Source organism: Epilithonimonas sp. (assembly GCF_032055105.1).
Classification (GTDB): Bacteria; Bacteroidota; Bacteroidia; order Flavobacteriales; family Weeksellaceae; genus Epilithonimonas.
Window position 1 is genome coordinate 26,552 of the sequence record NZ_DAMBRK010000006.1, and the last position, 21,002, is coordinate 47,553.

The window sequence follows — 21,002 nt, forward strand, 5'->3', positions numbered from 1 at the left end:
GGGAACAACTTAGAAAGAAAAAAGAATCAAGTAAAAAGAAACAAATGAGAAACTTCGGACATCTGACCTTCAGCATCCAACTTTAAAAAATCTCCACAATTTCCTGATGAATTTTATTAAGGGTAAAATCATCACCAACTTTCTTTCCCAACATTATCTGCGCCATTGGACTTTCGGGAGAAATGGCGTAGAAACGGTCACCTTGAAAGAAAAATTCTCCCAAAGAAACGGAAATGTAAAAACGAGCTTTATTTGTGATGACAAGCGAGCCGAGTTTTATAGTTTCGGAAACAGAATTCAGAACTTTTCGCATTTGCGTCTGCATACTTTTGAGCGAAGCCATTTGTCTATCCAAATGATAAATCTCCTCCTGAATTTCCTCTCTTATCGAATCGTATTTCGAAGTTTTTTTGATGTCTCGGCTGGCTTCCAGCGAAAAGTTGAGGTAAAATTCCAAAGTTTTTACCTTTCCGTTTATTGTATCGTTAACATAATTTCTTAGCTCTGTTTTGTCGTAAATTGTCTTCTGCATCCATTCAATTTTAAATAAAGATAATGTTTTAAAAATAAACGTTAACTGAAAAAAAATCCTTTCAAATTATTAAATCTGAAAGGATTATATATTATTGTTAGCCAAATTATTCCAACAGATCTGGTCGTCTTTCTTTTGTAATTCTCACCGCTTCATCGTGCAGCCAATCTTCAATCGCTCCGAAGTTTCCGCTCAATAGTATCTTTGGAACCGATAATCCTTTGTAAGTTTCTGGTCTTGTGTAAATTGGTGGAGATAAAAGATTATCTTGGAAACTGTCGGTTAAAGCACTCTGCTCGTCATTCAAAACACCAGGTAACAATCGGATGACAGAATCTGCCAAAACACACGCCGCCAATTCCCCGCCAGTCAAAACATAATCGCCGATTGAGATTTCTTTTGTGATATGCAAATCACGAACACGTTGGTCAATGCCTTTATAATGACCACAAAGGAAAATTAGATTTTTTTTGATGGATAAAGTGTTGGCAATTTTTTGATTAAGTGTTTCTCCGTCTGGTGTCAGATAAATAATTTCGTCGTAATCTCTTTGAGATTTTAGTTCAGAAATACATTTGTCCAGAGGTTCTATCATCATTATCATGCCTGCGCCACCGCCATAAGGCTCATCATCAATCTGACGATGTTTGCCAATGCTCCAGTCTCGGATGTTGTGAAAATGAACTTCTGCCAATCCTTTTTCCATCGCTCTTTTTAGGATTGAGGTTTTGAAAGGACTTTCCATAAGTTCCGGAAGTACGCTGATGATATCGATTCTCATTTATTGTTCGGTAGGATTTTTCTTAGACGGCGCAATAATCAGCCTTAATGAAGAATCTTTATTAATATAACTCCACATCCAGTTGAAGAAAATTGCGATTTTGTTTCTGACGCTCAGAATCAGCATCAAATGTAAGAACATCCATAGATACCAAGCAAGAAATCCCTGAAATTTGAATTTCGGAAGGTCAACAACTGCTCTGTGTTTTCCAATGGTTGCCATAGAACCGCGGTCGATATATTCGTATTCTGTCCAGTCTTTTTCGGAATCTTTCTTAAAGTTTTTTGCTAAATTTTTACCTTGGTTAATCGCCACATTCGCAACCTGTGGATGACCTTGAGGGTATTTCGGGGTTTCCATATAAGCGATATCACCAATCGCGAAAATGTTATCAAAACCTTTCACTTTGTTGTGTCTATCAACGATATATCGATTTCGAACTAAGTTTTCTTTATTAAAATCATCAATAATATTTCCAGTAACTCCGGCTGCCCAAATCACATTATTTGTTGGGATTGAGTTCCCGCTCGCCATATTGATGACTTCTCCGTCATAATCTGTAACGCGTTCGTTTTTTAAAAATTTGACACCGAGTTGTTTTAAGTAATTTTCTGCCGCATCCTGTGATTCTTGGCTCATTGCTTCCAATGGTTTGTCGCCTGCGCTGATGAGAACAATATTAAGGTCATCAAAGTTCATCCTAGGATAATCTCTTGGAAGAATATGGGTTTTCATCTCAGAAAATGCGCCTGCAAGTTCAACTCCGGTAGGTCCACTTCCTACGATGACGAGGTTCCAATTTCCATCGTCGCTGGCTTTTCTTTCGATAATCATCTTTTCAAATGTCATCAAAATATGATTTCGAATCGTGATAGCTTCCTGAGTATTTTTCATTCCAAGAGCTAAATCCTGCATCTTCTGATTGCCAAAAAAATTAGTTTTACAACCTGTCGCAATGACCAATTTATCGTAAGTGAAAACACCATCTTCACCAATGACTTTGTTTTCAGACGGAATGATTTTTTTGACTTCCGTCATTCGAAACTGAATATTCTTTGACTTTTGAAAGATTTTTCTGAACGGGAAAGAGATATTAGAAGGTTCAATTCGTCCAGTTGCAACCTGATAAAATAACGGCTGGAACATATGATGATTCATCTTATCGATGACCATTACCTTGTATTTTCCATGATTATTAAGATGTCTCGCAAGCTGTAAACCTGCAAATCCACCTCCGATGATGACAATCTTTTCCCTCATTGCGATTTTTTATAAAATTAAGGTTTTTATTTTGCTTCTCATCTATCAAAAATTGTGCTGGATTTCTAATTTCAAAATAAAAAACGAACTCTGCCAAAAATGAATTTGACAGAGTCCTAAAACATAAATGATGAAAAATTAATTTTTTTTAATGATTCTTATAACTTGATAAGATCTTTTTATAGTTTGGATGAAAAATTAGAATTGATAACTTACACCTACAGTGTAGTTTCTTGGTCTTGTTTTATATCCAATAATATCTACATAAGAAGTATTGAAAAGGTTTCCAACGTTTACAAATGCATCAATCTTTTCAGTTATTTTTTGATTGATGTTTAAATTGAATAGATTGAAACTTTTATTCGTAACATTCAAAGTGGAGAAACTTAATGAGTCATAGTAAGCATCAGATCTTTTTCCTACAAATTGATGATTGATGTATAATCTTGTAGATTTGAAAGGTTTAACTTCTACATACGAGTTGATTCTTTGTTTTGGTTGACGCAACATTGTAGCTTCTTTATCTTTTTCCACAAAACTAAAATTACTACCAAATCTTACATATTGATTAACATCATAATCAAATCCAATTTCGAAACCTTTTGCTTTGTTTTCATCAATGTTAAGGTATTGGCCTGCAAATGTTACAAAATCGACTGTCTGGTATGCGAAAACGTCTTTTTCCTGGCGTTGGAAAAGGCTTGCGTTTACTACAAAAGTTTTGGAGTTGTTTCCAATACTTAAGTCAATTTCATGGCTTTGATTGGTTTCTGGTTTCAGGTCAGCATTTGGAAGGATGTAAGGAAGTGAGCCGTAGTTTTGGTATAAAGTAGGCGCAATAAAAGCTGTTGAATACGAGTATCCGATTTTGAAAAATACATTTTCAGTTTCTCCCAAATAATAGGGATTCACAGAATAAACCCAATGATTTCCAAATTTTGAATTATCTGTCATTCTAGTTCCTGCATCCAAATTGAACCCATTGTAGTTTAGGTTGATTTTTGCAAATGCATCGAAGTTAGATAATTTAGTATCTTTTTCTAAAAGTCCATCTTCCAATTCCGCTCCGCCCCAAGGTAAGGATGCTGAACCCATTTTTTGATTTTCATACTGGATTCCTACGGTAAAGTTGAAAAAATCATTGACTTTGTAAAAGTTATATAATTCTGAAAAAAGATTTTTTCCGGTGTAAGAAAATTGATCATTGTAATTGTCAGAATAGAAGTTTTGTCCTAATCTGTCTGTTCCAGAATATCTCGAGTTGAAAACAACTTCACCGTTGTTGTATTTATAACCTGCGTTCAAACCGCCAAAGAATTGTTTGTCATTACCACGGTATAAACCATCAGTAAAAGCTCCTTCGTCATATTTGTACAAATTATGATTCCAGCCTCCTGATACATTCACATTCAATTTTTCATCAGAATAACCAATGTTTGCGGAGATGTTTTGTTTCTCCCATCCATCTTTGTCAAACGTGTCATTTCCTTCAGCAGAAGAAAAGCCTTGTGATTTTTCATTAAATCCACTGATTTGATAATTGAATTTGTCTAATTTCCCTTTAACAGTAGCGTTTTGAGAAAAAGTATTGAATGAACCGCCTCTTGCTGAGATCAGACCTTCGATGGCTTTCTGAGAATTTTTTTTGGTTTTAATGTTAATGACAGAAACGGTTGCGTTGGAACCATATAAAACGGAAGAAGCGCCATTGAGAACTTCGATGCTTTCTACATTTTCTAAAGCAATAAGGCGTAGATCTGCTACTGTGTAATCATTACCAGTAACATCTTTCAAAGGGATTCCGTCTAATAAAACCAAAATATTAGCACTTTTTCCACCTCTTATTTTCAGAGATTTTGGTTCTGTTTGGTTGTTAAAATTTCCTGTAATTTGAAAACCCGCAACTTGGTTCAAAACATCATTGAGAGTTTGACCTTTGAAGTTTTCAAGATCTTCTTGAGTGAAAAGTTTAACGTTTTTTCCTGTTTTGTAAAGTTGTTGTGGGATTTTGGAAGCGACTGTAACTTCATCAATTGGAGTTTCTTCATTCTGCTGAGCAAAAACCAATGCTCCTACCATAATCATGGCGCCTGCCAAAAATAATCTTCTGTTCATTAAAGTATAATTAAGGTTTATAAAACAACTTTCAGAAAATAAAACATGAGAATATAAACAAACAAGTGTATATAGAATCAGCCTTTTCCTCCGAAAGTATTTATTCAATTTCTTTTGGCAGGTCTCCTGACTTTCGCAGATTTTGCGCCTTCTCGTTCTTTTTCAAAACAATGGCAACATTGCAAAATCTAAGATTGCGATTTACAGTTGCGGGGACAGTTGAAGAATTGCACTTCATTCCCTTTTAATCCGAATAGATTCGGAACCAAATTTTTGCAAATATAGAAAGTTCGGATGAAAATTTTAAGAACAAGTTTCGAAAAGAAGAAAATCCTTTAACCACAAAAGTCACAAAAGAAAATATGAAAAAAATAGATAAAAGAGCAAAAAAGATAACTGTTTAAAAGCAAGTCTTTTTTTCACTTTAGATAAACTTAAAATATCTCATAAGCTTTTGTGACTTTTGTGGTTTGAAAAAAATATTAATGATTCTTAAAACGGAAGTTCACCAATTTCTAGTTTTCCAATATTTTTGTAGAAATTTTCCAAAGGTTTCGGAAACGATTTTTCATCGGCTTGTTTTTCATCAACAATCAGAAAGTCATTGTCGGAAGCATATTTTTCAAATTCTTTTTTGGACTCTAATTCAATAGTATTGATTTCTATTACCAGATTTTTATGAGTCAATTTATGATTGATTATTTTTGAATTAATGATAAAGTCTTCCCACTCATAAGGAATAGAAGTTGGGAATTCATAAAGTTTTTTCCAGATAAAATCGTTTCCTCTTTGCTTAATCAAGAATTGATTTTTGAATTTAATAAAGAAATATTTCAAACTCAAATCTGAAACTTTTACTTTCTTGGTTTTAACAGGGAATTCTGAAATTCTGCCGGTTTCGAAAGCTAAGCAGTCATCATTTACTGGACATTCGCTACAAATTGGATTTTTCGGTTTGCAAATCTCCGAACCGATATCCATTATCGCCTGATTGAATTCTCCAGATTTGTCATCAGGCATAATTAATAAAGCCAAATCAGAGAAATATTGAAAAGCTTTAGAACTTGAAATATCAAAATCATCAGCAAATATCCTTGACAAAACTCTATAAAAATTGCCATCAACTGCAGGAACTTTTTCTTCAAAACAAATACTTGCAATCGCGGCAGCTGTATATTTTCCGACTCCTTTTAATTTTAAGATGTCATTATAATGATTCGGAAATTCGCCTCCGAAATCTTCTACAATCTGATGAGCTGCTTTGTGAAGATTAATCGCTCGGGAATAATAGCCTAAGCCCTTCCAATATAATAATACGTCATCTTCTGAAGCATTGTGAAGTTCTTTAACAGTGGGAAATCTATCTATAAATCTGAGATAATGACCTAGTCCTTGTTTTACCTGAGTTTGCTGCAAAACAATCTCGCTAATCCATATATTATAAGGATGCTGGTTTTCTCTCCAGGGAAGTTGTCTTGCGTTGGTATCATACCACTTTGTGAGCTTTTTTCCAATGTGAAGAAAATCAGCATTTTGTTTGTTTGTTTTCAAAAATATATCTTATATTTGCACACCAAAAATATAAAGAATTTTAGAAAATGACAAAGGCAGAATTGGTGAATACCATCTCGAACAAGCTGGGAGTAGAAAAGAATGATACACAGAAAGTTATCGAAGCTTTTATGCAAGAGATTAGAACGTCTATGTATAACGGAGATAACGTTTACTTAAGAGGTTTCGGTTCTTTTATCATCAAAACAAGAGCAGCTAAAACAGGAAGAAACATTTCTAAGAATACAGCTATAGAAATCCCTGCTCACAACATCCCTGCTTTCAAACCTTCAAAAACTTTTGTAGAAAAAGTTAAGACCAAAGTTGCAGTAAAATAATTAATCGAGTATTAACAGTATAAAAAAAAATATAAATTATGCCAAGCGGAAAGAAAAGAAAAAGACACAAGGTAGCGACTCACAAAAGAAAGAAAAGAAGAAGAGCAAACAGACACAAAAAGAAGAAATAATTTAGCCTTTTTGAGTCTTAAACATATTAAATATAGTTGGCATTTTGCCAGCTATATTTTTGTTTTATATTTACAACCTAATTTTAATAAAACCTTTTTATGAAGTTATGAAAAAAGAACTTATTATTTCCAATGAGGGAGATGCTTCAAAAATTGCTTTATTGGAAGATGGCCGCCTTTTTGAACTTCACGAACAAGAAACAAAAACCGATTTCGTAGTCGGTGACCTATTTTTAGGTAAAATTAAAAAACTGGCACCCAACCTTAATGCTGCATTTGTCAACATTGGAACAGACAAAGATGCATTTTTGCACTATCAGGATTTGGGTCCGCAATTCCTTTCTTATCAGAAATTTCTGAAAAATACAATCTCAAAAAAACAACAATCTCCAAGTCTTAAAAATTTTGAAACTGCAAAAGATATAGACAAACTGGGAACTGTTGATAAAGTGCTTACAGCAGGAGATTTGGTATTATTACAAATTACAAAAGAACCTATTTCTACAAAAGGACCAAGAATCTCTACACAGATTTCTCTTACAGGTCGTTTTCTGGTTCTGATTCCTTTTGATAACAAGATTTCTGTATCCAAAAAAGTAAGTAATCCAGAAGAAAAAACCAGACTGAAAACTTTGATAGAAAGTATTCGTCCGGAAGGTTTCGGGGTGATTATCAGAACCGTTGCAGAAGGGAAGAAAGTAGCTGAGCTTCATAATGATATGAACCAGCTTGTTAAAAAGTGGGAATCGACATTTAAAAATATTCAGAAAAACAAAGTTCCAAGCAAAGTTCTGAATGAGGAAGATAAAGCGTCTTCGATTCTGAGAGATAACTTTAACCAGGATTTCGTAAGCATCATTTGTGACGACGAAAAAATGGTTGAGGATATGAAATCCTATATCGAAGTTATCGCACCGGAACGTAAAAATATTGTTCAGTTCTACGACTCACATATTCCACTTTTGGAATATTATAATGTTGAAAAACAACTGAAGCAGAGTTTTGGAAAACACGTTAATATTCCGGCTTCCAAAGGTGCTTATCTGGTAATTGAACATACAGAAGCGCTACATGTTGTAGATGTGAATTCTGGAAACAATATTTCCTCATCATCTACCAACAAAACCCACGGTTTGACTGTCAACAAAATGGCAGCAACAGAAATTGCAAGACAGTTACGTCTTCGAGATATGGGCGGAATCATCGTCGTGGATTTTATCGATATGACCGACCCAGAACACAGAAAGGAATTATACGAACATTTTCGTGAAGAAATGAAGCGTGACAAAGCAAGACACAAGATTTTGCCACCTTCGAAATTTGGTTTGATCCAGATGACAAGACAGCGTGTGCGCGCAGAAAAGCACATAGAAACGTCTGAAGAAAACCCTAACAAAGACGGCGAAATCATTGCTCCAATCGTGATTGTGGAAAGGATGGAAGAATCCATAAGAACTATTATACAAAAAGAAAAAGGGAAATTGTACCTGCATGTACATCCTTTTTTGGAAGCTTATCTGACCAAAGGATTGGCAAGTATCCAGAACAAGTGGTTTTTGAAGTACAAAAAATGGGTAACCATCATCCCGAGAGATTCTTTCAAGATGCTGGAGTTTCATCTCTACAATGCTCAGAAGAAAGAATTGATGAGCTATTCCAATTAAAAAATCAAACTTTGCTAAATTTTTAGCAAAGTTTTTTATTTACATTAACTAATATTTAACGCCTATCTTCTGTTAATTAAAACATAATTATAATATTTTGGTCATAATTTTGATACTTAGAAAACAAATAAAAAATATATGTCAGGAAAAATTTTATGGATCGATGATGAAGTAGACCTTCTCAAACCTCATATTGTCTTTTTGGAAAACAAGGGTTACAATGTAACGCCTGTTAATAATGTGAATGAGGCTTTGGAGATAATTGAAAAAGAAAAATTCGAGTTAACTCTTCTTGACGAAAATATGCCAGGAATCTCTGGCTTGGAAGCTATTCCGATGATTAAGGAAAAAGATAATGCGCTCAAAATCGTGATGGTTACGAAAAGTGAAGAGGAGCACATTATGGAGCAGGCGATTGGTTCACAGATTTCGGATTACATTTTGAAACCAGTTAATCCAAATCAGGTTCTATTGTCACTTAAAAAAATATTGCAAAGTGAATCTTTGGTAGAACAAAAAACTATTGTAGACTATCAGCAAGAGTTCCGTAATCTTAGTATGGAATTGTCTTATCTCAGATCTTACCAAGATTGGGCAGAATATTACAAGAAAATCTTGAGCTGGGAAGTTAAATTTGATAAAGTTTCTGACAGCGAGTTTGCAGATTTGCTTCAAAATCAAAAAGAAGAAGCTAATATCCAATTCTCAAAATTTATCGAGAATAATTACGAAGAATGGCTTCACAGCAACGAGAAACCGATGATGAGTCACACGCTTTTCAAAGATAAAGTGAAACCAGAATTGGAAAAAGAAAAAGTTCTTTTGTTGATGATTGACAACTTGAGATATGATCAGTGGAAAGTCATAGAACCTCTGTTTACTAAGTTCTACAACAAAACTTCCGAGGATTATTATTTCAGTATTTTGCCAACAGCAACTCAATACGCACGTAACTCATTTTTTGCTGGTTTGATGCCTTCAGAAATCGAAAAAAGATTTCCGGAGTATTGGTTCAATGATAACGAAGAAGGAAACAAAAATGAGCACGAAAGAGACTTCTTAGAAGACCAGATGAAACGTTTAGGACTATCAAGCAAATCAATGAAATATCTGAAAATTCTAAATTCAGACTTTGAAAGAAAAATTTTGGATGATTTCAATCAGCACAAGAACAATGATTTGTTAGTAATCGTTTACAACTTTATCGATATTTTATCTCACGCAAAGACAGATAATAATATTGTAAATCAATTAATTAGAGATGATAAGACATTCAGGTCGTTGACTTATAACTGGTTCGAGAATTCATCTTTAATTAAGATTATAAAGACAGCTGCGGAAAATGGATTCAAATTGGTTATTACAACAGATCACGGCACAATTTATGTTAAAAAACCTAGTAAGGTAGTTGGTGACAGAGAAACGTCAACTAATATAAGATACAAAACCGGACGAAGCTTGACTTACGAAGACAAAGATGTTTGGGCGATTAACAATCCCGACAAGCTTTTTCTGCCAAAAGGCAATCTGAGTTCCAAATATATTTTCGCAAAGAACAATATATTTTTAGCATACCCGAAGAACTATAATCACTTTGTAAATTATTACAAAGACACTTATCAGCACGGAGGGATTTCCCTAGAGGAGGTCATCATACCGATAAGCATACTAGAACCCAAGTAGTTTTTTCATAGTTTATTTGATTTGGGTTTATTGGGCGGAAAGAGGCAACTTTTTCCGCCTTTTTATTTTTAGGAGCAAGACGTTTGGCTATTCTTTAGACGTTTCCAACCCGCTATCCACTATATCTTTTTATTTTTCGATAAAAAAGAAAAAGGATGCCGTTCCTATCGGGGCTAAGAAGAACTTTTTCTATTTCTTTTGACCATTCAATTCAAACAAAAAAATCCCCGTCATTGGAACTGCGGGGAATTAATTATTTAAAGTTGTTATTTTTATAATTTATGTAAGTCATAAGCAAAAGAAACTCCAAAATTGAAACCACTATTGGTCAAATTATTAAAATCACTTTTCCCAACTTTGGATAAGTTTTGATTATAATATGAGTATGCGCTGAATCTGAAGTCACCAAAAGTGCGCGTAAATCCTAATTGCAAGTTTGCAGAAAATAAAGTTTTCTTCAGATTATAATCATTCTCATAAGGTGTATTTTCAAAAGGTTTATTAGACAACAGAAAATTGATTTCCGGCCCAATTCCCAAATAAAAATAAGCATCAGTAATATTGAATTTGTAATTAATATAACTGTCCAGTGAGATGTAATCCCAACGTTTAGTGATTTTGTTCCAGTCTCCCATTAGCAAAGGATTGGTTTCACGTCCGCCTCTTTGTTTGTAGCCGATATTACTTGAAACAAAATATTTTTCGTGTTCAGGATAATCAATTCCCAATTTTACATTATAAGTTTGAAGATTAGTTTCCAAAACATCAACATTTTTTCCTTTGATAGAATTGCTGGAGAACTCTGGAGAAATACGGATGTATTGCCCAAAATTATAAATTGAACCAAGTAAAAAAATGATATAATATGCTTTTCTCATGGTGTTTTTAAAATAATACGTCAAAAATACGTTTAATATCAACAGTCTAAGAATTTTTTCTTCATCAACACATCTTTTACGATTCTTTTGACCATTCAATTCAAAATTCCGACCTTTGCAGACTAAATTAATTTCAACACAAAGACACTGTATAAATTAGAAATCTCTATATTTAAGACACAAAGTTTTTAACTTCATTAAAACTGAAAATCGTTGATTTTCCTCGTGCCTTAAAAACACAAATTGAGAAAAAAAAATTCTTTGTGTCTTTGTGTTAAAATAAGTAAATCATTCATCAATTATAATAAAATGAAAATCATTTCCTACAACGTCAACGGAATCCGTGCTGCCTTTACAAAAGACTTTTTAGGTTGGCTTAATGTCGCAAATCCGGATGTAATTTGTATCCAAGAAAGTAAAGCAGGAAATGACCAGATTGATATCGATAGTTTTGAAAAATTAGGTTATCACAGTTATTGGCATTCTGCAGTGAAAAAAGGTTATAGTGGAGTAGGAATTGCTTCCAAAGTAAAACCAAATCACGTAGAATACGGTTGCGGAATAGAAAGCTATGACAATGAAGGAAGAATTATCCGAGCAGACTTTGACGGTTTTTCTGTGATTTCGGTTTATGTTCCTTCGGCTTCCAATATTGAGAGGTTGGATTTCAAAATGCAATTCTGTTTTGATTTTTTAGCTTATATCAAAGAACTCAGAAAAACTATTCCAAATCTGATTATCAGCGGAGATTTCAATATTTGTCATGAAGCGATTGATATTCATAATCCAATTGGTTTAGCCAACACTTCAGGATTCCTTCCAATGGAACGAGAATGGATGACCAACTTTATGAAAGAAAATAGGTTGACAGATAGTTTCAGATATTTCAATGACCAACCAGATCAATATTCTTGGTGGAGTTACAGAGCAGGTTCCAGAGCGAGAAATAAAGGCTGGCGTATGGACTACAACTTTGTATCCGAACCATTGAAAGAAAAATTGACAAGAGCTGTAATTTTAGCAGAGGTCAAACACTCAGACCACTGTCCTGTTCTCGTAGAATTTGAATCATAAATTACTCATAAAACACTATAACTCTATAACGCTCAAACTCAAAACGTGCACGAACAATTCAATTTTATCATCGAGGTTTTAGGAACCATTTCTTTTGCAATGTCGGGAAGTTTTGCGGCGATGCAGAAACGTCTTGATCCTTTTGGTGTTTTGATTATTGCATTTGTGACTTCTGTTGGAGGCGGAACAGTTCGTGATTTGCTTTTGGATGTTCCTGTTTTTTGGATGACCGATATGTTGACTTGTTCATTGATATTCTTCACTTGTGTGTTTTCTATGATTTTCAAATCCATTGAGAAAAACTTCAAAGTGACATTGTTTATATTTGATAGTTTTGGGTTAGGATTATTCACAATTATTGGAATTCAGAAAGGGATTAATGAAGGTCTTCATCCGTTAATATGTCTCACTTTAGGAACAATTACAGGTTGTTTTGGAGGAATCATTCGAGATATTTTGTTGAATAGAATTCCGTTGGTTTTCCGAAAAGAAATTTATGCAACGGCTTGCATTATCGGAGGTGGGAGTTTTTTGCTTTTATCAAAATATTCTATTCTTTCTTATGGATTGATTCAGATTTTTACGATTATTTTGATTGTCACTATCCGAACTCTCGCTGTAAAATACCATTGGCAAATCCCAAAATTTTATGGTTATGAGGAAAACAATGAAATGTAAAAACAAAAAAAGGATTGAAAATAATTTTCAATCCTTTTATATTTTATGTTAAGAGATTTAGTTGAATTTTCCTCTCATTCTCATATTTGGGTTGTGCATATGTTTTTGCATCGTTGGCATTTTCATTTGGTCTTTCATCATTTTGATTTGGTCGGTCATCATTCCTGCAGAATCTAGTTGTTTAGCTTCTTCCAGAAGTTTTTGAGCCTCGTTTTTTCTGCCTTTTGATAGAGCGGTAGCTGCCAAATTTAGTTTTGCCATTGCTCTGTCGTGTTTCATATTCAAACCATAATCAAGAGCTTTTTTCATCAATCCTTCTGTTTTTTGAGGATTGTCTTGAGCTGTTGTCAAAGCTTGTAGATAATGAAAATAACCGTATTGGCTTTTGTGAAGTTGAGATTTGTAATCTGTAATATTAGATAAAAACTTAGACGCTTTTTCCATATTTTGTTTTCTCAATTGCCAAAAAGCTAAAAGAATATTCTCGTTTTTGAAGAAAAGGGCTATAGGAATTGCTGAAAGTACAACCAAAACGATTCCCCAGCCAATGTTACGATTGAACATCAAATAAACACCCAAAGCGATAATTACAGCTGCTATTACAAATTTTATGTATTTGTTCATTTTTCAATTTTAGGATGCAAAGATAAGAATTACCGAGAAGAATTTTCAATAAAAATAGTTTCAAAATCCATATTAATTTTTTTGATATCTAATACTATGAATCACATTTATTCATAATATTTTTTATTTTTGTGGAAAATCATAACTAATAACTACAAATGAAAAAAATCTACAATCTACAGATTATTTTTTTGTGCATTTTATTTACGGCATTTTATCATTCTCAAAATGTCATTAATTCTCAATTAAATGAAATCAATCGTTTTCCTGGTTCAGACCCAAGAGGGATGAAATTGTTTGATGATAATCTAATCTTCTCAACTGCTGGAAACGCTTTTGGTAGAGAGGTCTACAAATATAATTTCAATACTCAGAAATCAGAAATTTTAAAGGACTATACATCGCCTGGTCGCATTGTCAAAAGCTTATTTTATAATTTGAATGATAAGGTTTATTTTTTTGCAGAAGGCGCATATAGTAAACTTGAACTATGGTGCACTGATTTGAATACGAATAATACCTTTAAGATAAAAGATTTAAACGAAGATTCTTATTCATCATATTTAAATACTTTATTTGGAAAAATCATCGGTGATAAACTTGTTTTTTCATATAGAAGTAATCTCTACGTGAGTGATGGTACATCTGAAGGGACAAATAAAATTCCAAATGTAACACTAGTAAATAATCAATTCACTTCACTGAATAATAAAGTTTATTTTTTTGGTAATTCTGCTCTGTATGGTCAGGAACTTTGGAGTTCAGACGGGACTCAAAACGGAACCCAAATAGTAAAAGACCTAAACGCAGGAAGTGGTTCTTCAGTTGGCACCTATTATGATAAATTGTACACAGTGAATGAAAAGATTGTTTTTTCTGCAGGAGTCAATCAAACACCAGGGTTATACACTTCAGATGGAACTTCTAACGGAACTGTTTTTTTACAAAATATCTCATATAACTATCAGCTACCTGATTATGAAAATGCAATAACGAATAAACTTTTCTATTATGCTAATAATAGCCTTTGGATAACGGACGGAACTTTAGGAGGGACAAAATCGCTTAATGGCCAAATCAATAATATTAAAACGATTTTTCCTTTTAAAAATAGATTATATATCAATACAACAACTGAAACTTATGTGGTTGATGAGAATGACCAAGTCAGTATTTTTAGTAATAATTTTGGGATAAAACTAGAAGCTGTTTCTACATCTTCTAACCAAAACTTTCTCGTTTTTAAACAACTCGATAATAATACAGACTCTTTCATATATATTTATGATGGTAACGAAGTCACTAAAACAGAAATCAAGTATAATGATGAGAAAAGTTTTGTAGAAAGAGATAACAAACTTTATTTTTCTGGTTATATAGAATCTTATGTAGATTTTTATACAGTTTATAAAAATACTGAACTCTGCTATTATAATATCAATGATAAATCTTCTGGAATAGAAAATGAAATTTTTTATAATGCTCACAGTAAGCCTAATAGTTTTGTGAAGTTGAATGACAATATGCTTTTTATTGCATCTGCAGGTTTTTATGCCCAGATATTCAAAAAAGGTGTGGATGAAAAGATTGTTCAGTTAAGTAATTTTTCTGACATTAATATTAATAATAATTTCTTTTCTGATTTTGAATCAGAAAAATCTGGGAATTATCTATATTATTTTTTAGAAGAAAACTTTTTTTATAGGACTGCGGGAAATGTGAATGATACGGAAAAAATAAATTTACCAGAAAATGAAAAAATAATGGATGTTTTTTCTCTTAATGATCATACAGTACTAATAAAATCATTTAATTCACTACACGGATTTATGAGGGTTTGGAGGATAAAAAACACTTCTACAGAATTAGAATTGGTATTAGAGAACCCTGCAAGTTATAGTACAAGTGCAAAAAGAGATTTTATAAAAACGGAAACGGCAATCTATTTTAAAATGTTATTTAATAATCAAGTTTCTATATGGAAAACAGACGGTACTATAGAGAATACTAAGAAAATTTTTGATATGAATTCGTCTAATTTTGCCTATTATAAAACTTTTCTCGATAGGATTGATGATAAGATTCTTTTCGTTGAGAATAATGTTAACTATAACGAAAGAGATAAAATACATACGATAGATATCTTTACAGATAATGTTGAAATGATTCATAACAAAGATAAATATTGGGGGGAAGCTAGTTTCAAAATAGATAATAAGGTATATTTCTTTTCGAGTATTTTTAATAGTGGGGTAAATGAACAAATTTATGTCACTGATGGTACGGAGATAGGAACTTCTGTAGTGAAATCACTTCCTAACACATTTTTTCGTTCCAATTCCGTTATTACGAAATGTGGTAATAATTTTTATTTTTCAGATACTTATAACTCTACCATCTTTTATAGAACAGATGGTACTGATGCAGGTACGTTTATGTTAAGTAGTGCTCCACGATATCATTCTAATCGAACTACGGTATGTTTAAACAACGAACTTTATTTTCAAAATGCAAATAATGTTTTTGGAAAAACAAAGGGGACTAATGCTGGCGATTTTACACCTATTCAAATTAAAGTGAATGATAACTCATTAACTGGTTATTATTCGTTAGAACAATTGTTTTTCGATAAAGGAAAATTCCATTTTTCTATGGATTATAAAAGCTCTGGGCAGGAATTATTTATCACAGACGTTGTTGAAGAACTAAACACTAATGAGTCTCAAACTTCAAAATCAGAAAGAAAAATTATTATATATCCAAATCCAACGGATGATATAGTCAATGTAAAACTCGATAACAATGAAAAAGTTGAGCACATCGAAATTATAGATATTGCTGGTAAGAAAATTTTGGAATCTAAAAATTCTAGTATAAGTATCAAAGGACTTTCAGCAGGAATATACTTTATCAAGGTCAAAACCAATACAAAACTTTATTCTTCAAAAGTTATCAAAAAATAGTTATGAGAAAAGTATACTTATTACTAGTCTTAATTATTTCAATTACTGCTAATGCACAAAATATTCTAAATACGAAGTTGATGGCTCATAATTATTCTGGTAGTGGGAGCCCTTATTACATTACAGAATATGAAGGTAAAATTATTTTTTCGGGAAATAGACCATATGAGTTTGGAGGAAATGAACTTTGGTCGTATAACGAAGATTCTAAAAAAGCAAAAGTCCTGAAAAATTTTGCGCAAAATCATACTCATTATTACAGTAGAATCAAGAGTCCAATAGTTAATTTCAAAGGAAAACTTTATTTTGTAGGGACTAATCTTAATGACAATAACAATCAACTATGGGTAAGCGATGGAACAGAAGAAGGTACCAAGGTTGTAAAACAATTATACAATTCTTCAGCTGCTTACGCTTATATAGATATTTTTACCAATGGCGAAAAACTATTTGTAATTACAGATTACCAGTTGTGGTCTTCAGATGGGACCTTTGCAGGAACCATAGCTTTGACGGGTAAAAACTACAAATCACAATATTATTTTCTAAATAATAAACTTTACTATTCTGAGAACAACTATAATCAACATATTATAATGGAATCAGATGGGACGGTTGAAGGAACAAAACCATTCCGGGTTTTTGAAGCTACTGATTCTTCTTTGGTCAGTCTAAATTTTGGGATGATAAAATTCCAAAATCAATTGTTCTTTTTGGCTCGAAATAATGGTGTAAAAGCTTTGTGGAGTACAGATGGGACAGAAGCCGGAACAAAAAGTATTATGCCAATCAATGATATATCCTCTTTAAATGGCGATGTAGTAAATGATAAAATAGTTTTTTATGATTCTAAAAATAATCTTTGGTCCAGCGACGGAACACAGGCCAATACAAAGATTGTAAAATTATTTACAGAGACTATTTCTAAGCTTTTTAAATTCAAGGATAAAATTTATATAGATACCGATCAAAGTATATGGAAAACAGATGGTAGTACTGAGAATACTGTTCAGGCTAATCTTACGGTTAAAGATTCGGATTTAGATTTCGCGACCTTATCAAGTAAAAAAAATTATTTGATATTCAAATCTTCCGAGCAATATAACAGCGGTATCTGGATATCAGATGAAAATGCTACGAGTGTAAAAAAAATCAATTTTGGAAATGGTTTTTGGGATGGCAACTATATAGAACTAGATGGTAATATTTTTTTCTATGGATTAGATGGTCAAGCAGGAACAGGTATTTCTGAGCACGGTGGAGAACTTTATAAATACAATGTACTGACCAAGGAAGACAAACTGGCCATAGATACAAATTTTAGCTACAACAGCTATCTTTCTTCTTATCTGAAAATTGATACCAGTCTATTTTACATTGCTAGCACGAGTTCTATAGGTCAAAAACAATTATTCAAGAAGTCTATTAATTCTGGTGAATTAACTCAAGTAAGTAATTTCACAGCCAACATTGGAACTGTGGATAAAACTTTGAAAGTAGGAAATTTTTACTATGCGTACAGCAATTATAACAGCAATGGTTTAATCAAGTCTGACGGAATTAAAGAAAATACAAAATTTATCCCATTGACAGAAGAACTCATCAGTTTTAATAATTTTAAAGACCAAGCTGTTGTTTATATAACGAAAAGTGACAAACTAAAGGTTTACCTTTTGGAAAATAGCTCTTCGATTCCTGTTCTATTAAAAGAAATGCCATTTTATAGTAATGACTACTATTCTAAATTGAACAATGGTTATATGCTGGATGATTTCCTGTACTTTTCTTTTATGGATGAAAATAGTCGTTGGTCAATCTGGAAGACCGATGGAACAGTTGCAAATACTAAGAAAGCAATTGACTTCTCAAATGAAAGTGTCCAAATTTTAAAGATGGTAGGCGTAATTAATTCAAAAATTATCTTTTATAAATCGACTAATGTTCAGAGCGCATATGTTGATCTTTATAGTTCAGATGGAACGCAAGTCGGAACTTCACTATTGAAAAATATCAATACAAGTTTTACAAACCACTCTTTGGTTAATGATGGGATTTTATATTTTTTAACATTCAAAAGTGGAACTATTAGTCTTCATAAAACGGACGGTACCGCTAATGGAACTACTCTTGTAAAAGCATTGGGAAGTACTAACTTATCAGAATCTTCATCATATTCTGACTCTAATGTTTTGACAAAATGTGGCAATGATATGTTCATATTGCACAATAATAGACTATATAGAAGTAACGGGACAACTGTTGGAACTACATATCTTTCCGCCAATCTTACTGAGAACGAAATGGCTTGCAGTAAAAATTATTTATATACTTTAAATACATCTGATCCAAGAATAGTAAGATTTGGGGGTGTCAATACTTCATTTAACGTCAATATTGTAGATAGTAATACAAACATTGAAGAAGATTATTCTGTTTTAGCTGTTCCCTTTAAAAATATAGCGAGCGATGGCAATACATTGTATTTTTCTGCATATACTAATAAATCAGAATACATACAATTACAAGTGATTGACCAACTGCCAGACTTACTTCAAGTAGAAAACTTAGAAGGGAAAGATAGAATAGTTGTATCTGTTTATCCAAATCCAACATCAAATCAAGTGAAAATTCAAAGTCCATCGAAAATCCAAAATGTTGAAGTTTATGATTATTCTGGAATTAAAATATTAGAATTAAAATCAGATAATATAGATTTCAGCCAATTCAATTCGGGAGTTTATCTGGTTAAGATTTATACGGATGATTTTGTAGAGACAAAAAAAATAATTAAGAAATGATAAAAATTAAAAGAGCATCGAAAATGGTGCTCTTTTAGTTTTTATTAAAAAACTCCCAAACAATTTTTGCTTTTGCTTTTCCAAGAATTTCTTCCAGAGTTGCCAAGTCCGATTCTTTGATTCTTTTAACAGATTTTAGTTTCGATAAAAGCAGTTCAATAGATTTTGGTCCAACGCCTGGGATTTCTTCCAGCTCAGATTTTATGGTAGAATTCTTTCTTCTGGTTCTGTGGTGTTTCACGCCAAAACGGTGAGACTCGTCTCTTACACGTTGCAGGATTTTCAAAGTTTCCGATTTTTTGTCTAGATACAACGGAATAGAATCTTCGGGAAAATAGATTTCTTCCAAACGTTTTGCAATCCCAATAATGGTGATTTTTCCGTAAAGTCCAAGCAGTTTCAAACTTTTGACAGCAGAAGATAATTGCCCTTTTCCTCCATCAATCAGAATCAATTGTGGCAAAGGTTCTCCTTCGTCCAATAATCTTCTGTAACGTCTGTAGATCACTTCTTCCATTGTTGCAAAATCATTCGGACCTTCTACAGTTTTGGGGTGAAAAATTCTGTAATCTGCTTTGCTTGGTTTCCCATCTTTGAAAACCACACAAGCCGAAACAGGATTACTTCCTTGAATGTTGGAGTTATCAAAACCTTCAATATGTCTTGGTTCAACCGGCATATGCAAGAGTTTTTGCATCTCAGCCATTATTCGATTCGTGTGTCTTTCTGGGTCAACAATTTGGACTTGTTTTAGTTTTTCAAGACGATATTCTTTGGCGTTTTTTTCAGAAAGTTCCACGATTCTTTTTTTATCACCAACTTTGGGAACAATCAATTTTACATTCGGGATTTCGATTCCAAGATGAAAAGGAATTAATATTTCTCTCGATTCAGACAAAAACTTTTGACGAATTTCAATAATCGCTTCTTCCAGAATATCTTCATCACTTTCCTCTAAAACCTTCTTGATTTCTGTTGTAAAACTTTGTACGATAGAACCATTTCTTATTTTAAAATAATTGACATAAGCTGCAGTTTCATCACTCGTCATCCCAAAAACATCCACATCATCAATACTTGGATTCACAACCGTATGTTTTGCTTGATAATCATCTAATGACTCAATATTTTGCTTCAATATCTGTGCTTTCTCAAATTCTAGATTTGCAGCAAAGCGATACATTCTGTCTTCCAAATATTTCTTTGCAAATCGGAAATCTCCTTTGATAATTCCTCGGATTGCTTCTACTTTTTCATCGTAGTCTTCCTTAGATTCTAGATCTTCACACGGGCCATTGCAATTTTTGATATGATATTCTAGACAGACTTTGTACTTTCCATCAGCAATTTTCTCAGGCGCAAGATTTAGATTACAAGTTCTAATTTTATAAAGATTTTTAATCGTATCAAGTAAAATTCTGGCAGGTCTTACTTTCGCATAAGGACCATAATATTCGGAACCATCTTTTATTTTTGTTCTTGTTAGGAAAATACGGGGAAAATCTTCATTCTTGATGCAAATCCACGGATAAGACTTATCATCTTTCAGCATCACATTGTAAAAAGGCTGATGTTCTTTGATGAGGTTATTCTCTAGCAAAAGCGCATCATATTCACTATTTACAACAGTTGTTTCCAATCTGTGGATTTTGGAAACCATAATCCGCGTTCTGTAACCATTTTGATTTTTGTTGAAATAAGAAAGCACTCTTTTGTTGAGTTGCTTGGCTTTTCCGACATACAAAAGCTGGTCGTTTTTATCATAATAACGATAAACGCCAGGCTCTTTAGGTAGGGTTTTGAGTTGAAGTTCTAGATTGGGATTCACAATACAAATTTACGGAATGAATCCGAGTTTTGAAATTAGAAACTATAAAATGAAAAAAAGGCTTTGACAATAATGCCAAAGCCTTTCGATATTAAAACTTAATT

Annotated in this window: 15 protein-coding genes and 1 riboswitch; of the genes, 7 read left to right on the forward strand and 8 right to left on the reverse strand. The window is 32.8% G+C overall.

The features are described from left to right. Positions 1 to 82: 82 nt before the first annotated feature. The 5 genes from RTY06_RS06520 to mutY form a co-directional block, all read right to left on the reverse strand. Positions 83 to 532, reverse strand: a complete 450-nt coding sequence (locus RTY06_RS06520; protein ID WP_312823683.1) for a hypothetical protein — start codon at positions 530 to 532, stop codon at positions 83 to 85. A gap of 106 nt (positions 533 to 638) precedes the next feature. Further along, complete coding sequence (trmD, locus tag RTY06_RS06525) at positions 639 to 1,313, reverse strand: tRNA (guanosine(37)-N1)-methyltransferase TrmD (protein WP_312823684.1); 675 nt, start codon at positions 1,311 to 1,313, stop codon at positions 639 to 641. Then, positions 1,314 to 2,573 carry an NAD(P)/FAD-dependent oxidoreductase gene (locus RTY06_RS06530; RefSeq protein WP_312823685.1) on the reverse strand — a complete coding sequence of 420 codons (1,260 nt, stop codon included), beginning with the start codon at positions 2,571 to 2,573 and terminating at the stop codon, positions 1,314 to 1,316. It lies immediately after the preceding gene. Between the two features lie 198 nt (positions 2,574 to 2,771). Beyond that, positions 2,772 to 4,688 (reverse strand): TonB-dependent receptor domain-containing protein, encoded by a 1,917-nt coding sequence (locus RTY06_RS06535; protein ID WP_312823686.1) that lies wholly within the window; start codon positions 4,686 to 4,688, stop codon positions 2,772 to 2,774. A 98-nt stretch (positions 4,689 to 4,786) separates the two neighbouring features. After that, positions 4,787 to 4,973: riboswitch (cobalamin riboswitch) on the reverse strand. 207 nt (positions 4,974 to 5,180) lie between these two features. Beyond that, positions 5,181 to 6,239: an A/G-specific adenine glycosylase gene (mutY, locus tag RTY06_RS06540; RefSeq protein ID WP_312823687.1), complete on the reverse strand. Its 1,059-nt coding sequence runs from the start codon at positions 6,237 to 6,239 to the stop codon at positions 5,181 to 5,183. 47 nt (positions 6,240 to 6,286) lie between these two features. Here mutY and RTY06_RS06545 point away from each other — a divergent pair, with 47 nt between their 5' ends. The 3 genes from RTY06_RS06545 (at position 6,287) to RTY06_RS06555 (ending at position 10,055) form a co-directional block, all read left to right on the forward strand. Beyond that, positions 6,287 to 6,577 carry an HU family DNA-binding protein gene (locus RTY06_RS06545; protein WP_027383593.1) on the forward strand — a complete coding sequence of 97 codons (291 nt, stop codon included), beginning with the start codon at positions 6,287 to 6,289 and terminating at the stop codon, positions 6,575 to 6,577. 238 nt (positions 6,578 to 6,815) lie between these two features. Then, positions 6,816 to 8,372, forward strand: coding sequence for an Rne/Rng family ribonuclease (locus RTY06_RS06550; RefSeq protein ID WP_312823688.1), 1,557 nt, complete (start codon positions 6,816 to 6,818; stop codon positions 8,370 to 8,372). Positions 8,373 to 8,510: 138 nt separating this feature from the next. After that, on the forward strand, positions 8,511 to 10,055 hold the full coding sequence (locus tag RTY06_RS06555; protein ID WP_312823690.1) for a PglZ domain-containing protein: 1,545 nt from the start codon (positions 8,511 to 8,513) through the stop codon (positions 10,053 to 10,055). 272 nt (positions 10,056 to 10,327) lie between these two features. On the opposite strand, the gene RTY06_RS06560 is transcribed toward RTY06_RS06555, so the two are convergent. Beyond that, a complete protein-coding gene (locus tag RTY06_RS06560) occupies positions 10,328 to 10,933 on the reverse strand; it encodes an outer membrane beta-barrel protein (RefSeq protein ID WP_312823691.1) in 606 nt (201 codons plus the stop codon). A 309-nt stretch (positions 10,934 to 11,242) separates the two neighbouring features. On the opposite strand from RTY06_RS06560, the gene RTY06_RS06565 reads away from it, so the two are divergent. Together RTY06_RS06565 and RTY06_RS06570 are read left to right on the forward strand one after the other, a co-directional pair. Continuing rightward, a complete protein-coding gene (locus RTY06_RS06565) occupies positions 11,243 to 12,007 on the forward strand; it encodes an exodeoxyribonuclease III (RefSeq protein WP_312823693.1) in 765 nt (254 codons plus the stop codon). A 45-nt stretch (positions 12,008 to 12,052) separates the two neighbouring features. Beyond that, a complete protein-coding gene (locus tag RTY06_RS06570) occupies positions 12,053 to 12,685 on the forward strand; it encodes a trimeric intracellular cation channel family protein (protein ID WP_312823695.1) in 633 nt (210 codons plus the stop codon). Positions 12,686 to 12,742: 57 nt separating this feature from the next. Here RTY06_RS06570 and RTY06_RS06575 read toward each other — a convergent pair whose 3' ends face one another. Further along, entirely contained in the window at positions 12,743 to 13,309 is a 567-nt protein-coding gene (locus tag RTY06_RS06575) for a DUF2892 domain-containing protein (RefSeq protein ID WP_312823697.1), read from the reverse strand. 158 nt (positions 13,310 to 13,467) lie between these two features. Here RTY06_RS06575 and RTY06_RS06580 point away from each other — a divergent pair, with 158 nt between their 5' ends. Together RTY06_RS06580 and RTY06_RS06585 are read left to right on the forward strand one after the other, a co-directional pair. Further along, a complete protein-coding gene (locus RTY06_RS06580) occupies positions 13,468 to 16,272 on the forward strand; it encodes a T9SS type A sorting domain-containing protein (RefSeq protein WP_312823699.1) in 2,805 nt (934 codons plus the stop codon). 2 nt (positions 16,273 to 16,274) lie between these two features. Beyond that, on the forward strand, positions 16,275 to 19,070 hold the full coding sequence (locus RTY06_RS06585) for a T9SS type A sorting domain-containing protein (RefSeq protein ID WP_312823701.1): 2,796 nt from the start codon (positions 16,275 to 16,277) through the stop codon (positions 19,068 to 19,070). Between the two features lie 34 nt (positions 19,071 to 19,104). On the opposite strand, the gene uvrC is transcribed toward RTY06_RS06585, so the two are convergent. Beyond that, on the reverse strand, positions 19,105 to 20,898 hold the full coding sequence (gene uvrC / locus RTY06_RS06590; RefSeq protein WP_312823703.1) for an excinuclease ABC subunit UvrC: 1,794 nt from the start codon (positions 20,896 to 20,898) through the stop codon (positions 19,105 to 19,107). Positions 20,899 to 21,002 lie beyond the last annotated feature (104 nt).

Excerpts from the sequence above, each read along its gene's own strand:
- RTY06_RS06520 (WP_312823683.1), bottom strand. The coding sequence starts at position 532 with ATGCAGAAGACAATTTACGACAAAACAGAGCTAAGAAATTATGTTAAC.
- trmD (WP_312823684.1), bottom strand. The coding sequence starts at position 1,313 with ATGAGAATCGATATCATCAGCGTACTTCCGGAACTTATGGAAAGTCCT.
- RTY06_RS06530 (WP_312823685.1), bottom strand. The coding sequence starts at position 2,573 with ATGAGGGAAAAGATTGTCATCATCGGAGGTGGATTTGCAGGTTTACAG.
- RTY06_RS06535 (WP_312823686.1), bottom strand. The coding sequence starts at position 4,688 with ATGAACAGAAGATTATTTTTGGCAGGCGCCATGATTATGGTAGGAGCA.
- RTY06_RS06545 (WP_027383593.1), top strand. The coding sequence starts at position 6,287 with ATGACAAAGGCAGAATTGGTGAATACCATCTCGAACAAGCTGGGAGTA.
- RTY06_RS06550 (WP_312823688.1), top strand. The coding sequence starts at position 6,816 with ATGAAAAAAGAACTTATTATTTCCAATGAGGGAGATGCTTCAAAAATT.
- RTY06_RS06555 (WP_312823690.1), top strand. The coding sequence starts at position 8,511 with ATGTCAGGAAAAATTTTATGGATCGATGATGAAGTAGACCTTCTCAAA.
- RTY06_RS06560 (WP_312823691.1), bottom strand. The coding sequence starts at position 10,933 with ATGAGAAAAGCATATTATATCATTTTTTTACTTGGTTCAATTTATAAT.
- RTY06_RS06565 (WP_312823693.1), top strand. The coding sequence starts at position 11,243 with ATGAAAATCATTTCCTACAACGTCAACGGAATCCGTGCTGCCTTTACA.
- RTY06_RS06575 (WP_312823697.1), bottom strand. The coding sequence starts at position 13,309 with ATGAACAAATACATAAAATTTGTAATAGCAGCTGTAATTATCGCTTTG.
- RTY06_RS06580 (WP_312823699.1), top strand. The coding sequence starts at position 13,468 with ATGAAAAAAATCTACAATCTACAGATTATTTTTTTGTGCATTTTATTT.
- RTY06_RS06585 (WP_312823701.1), top strand. The coding sequence starts at position 16,275 with ATGAGAAAAGTATACTTATTACTAGTCTTAATTATTTCAATTACTGCT.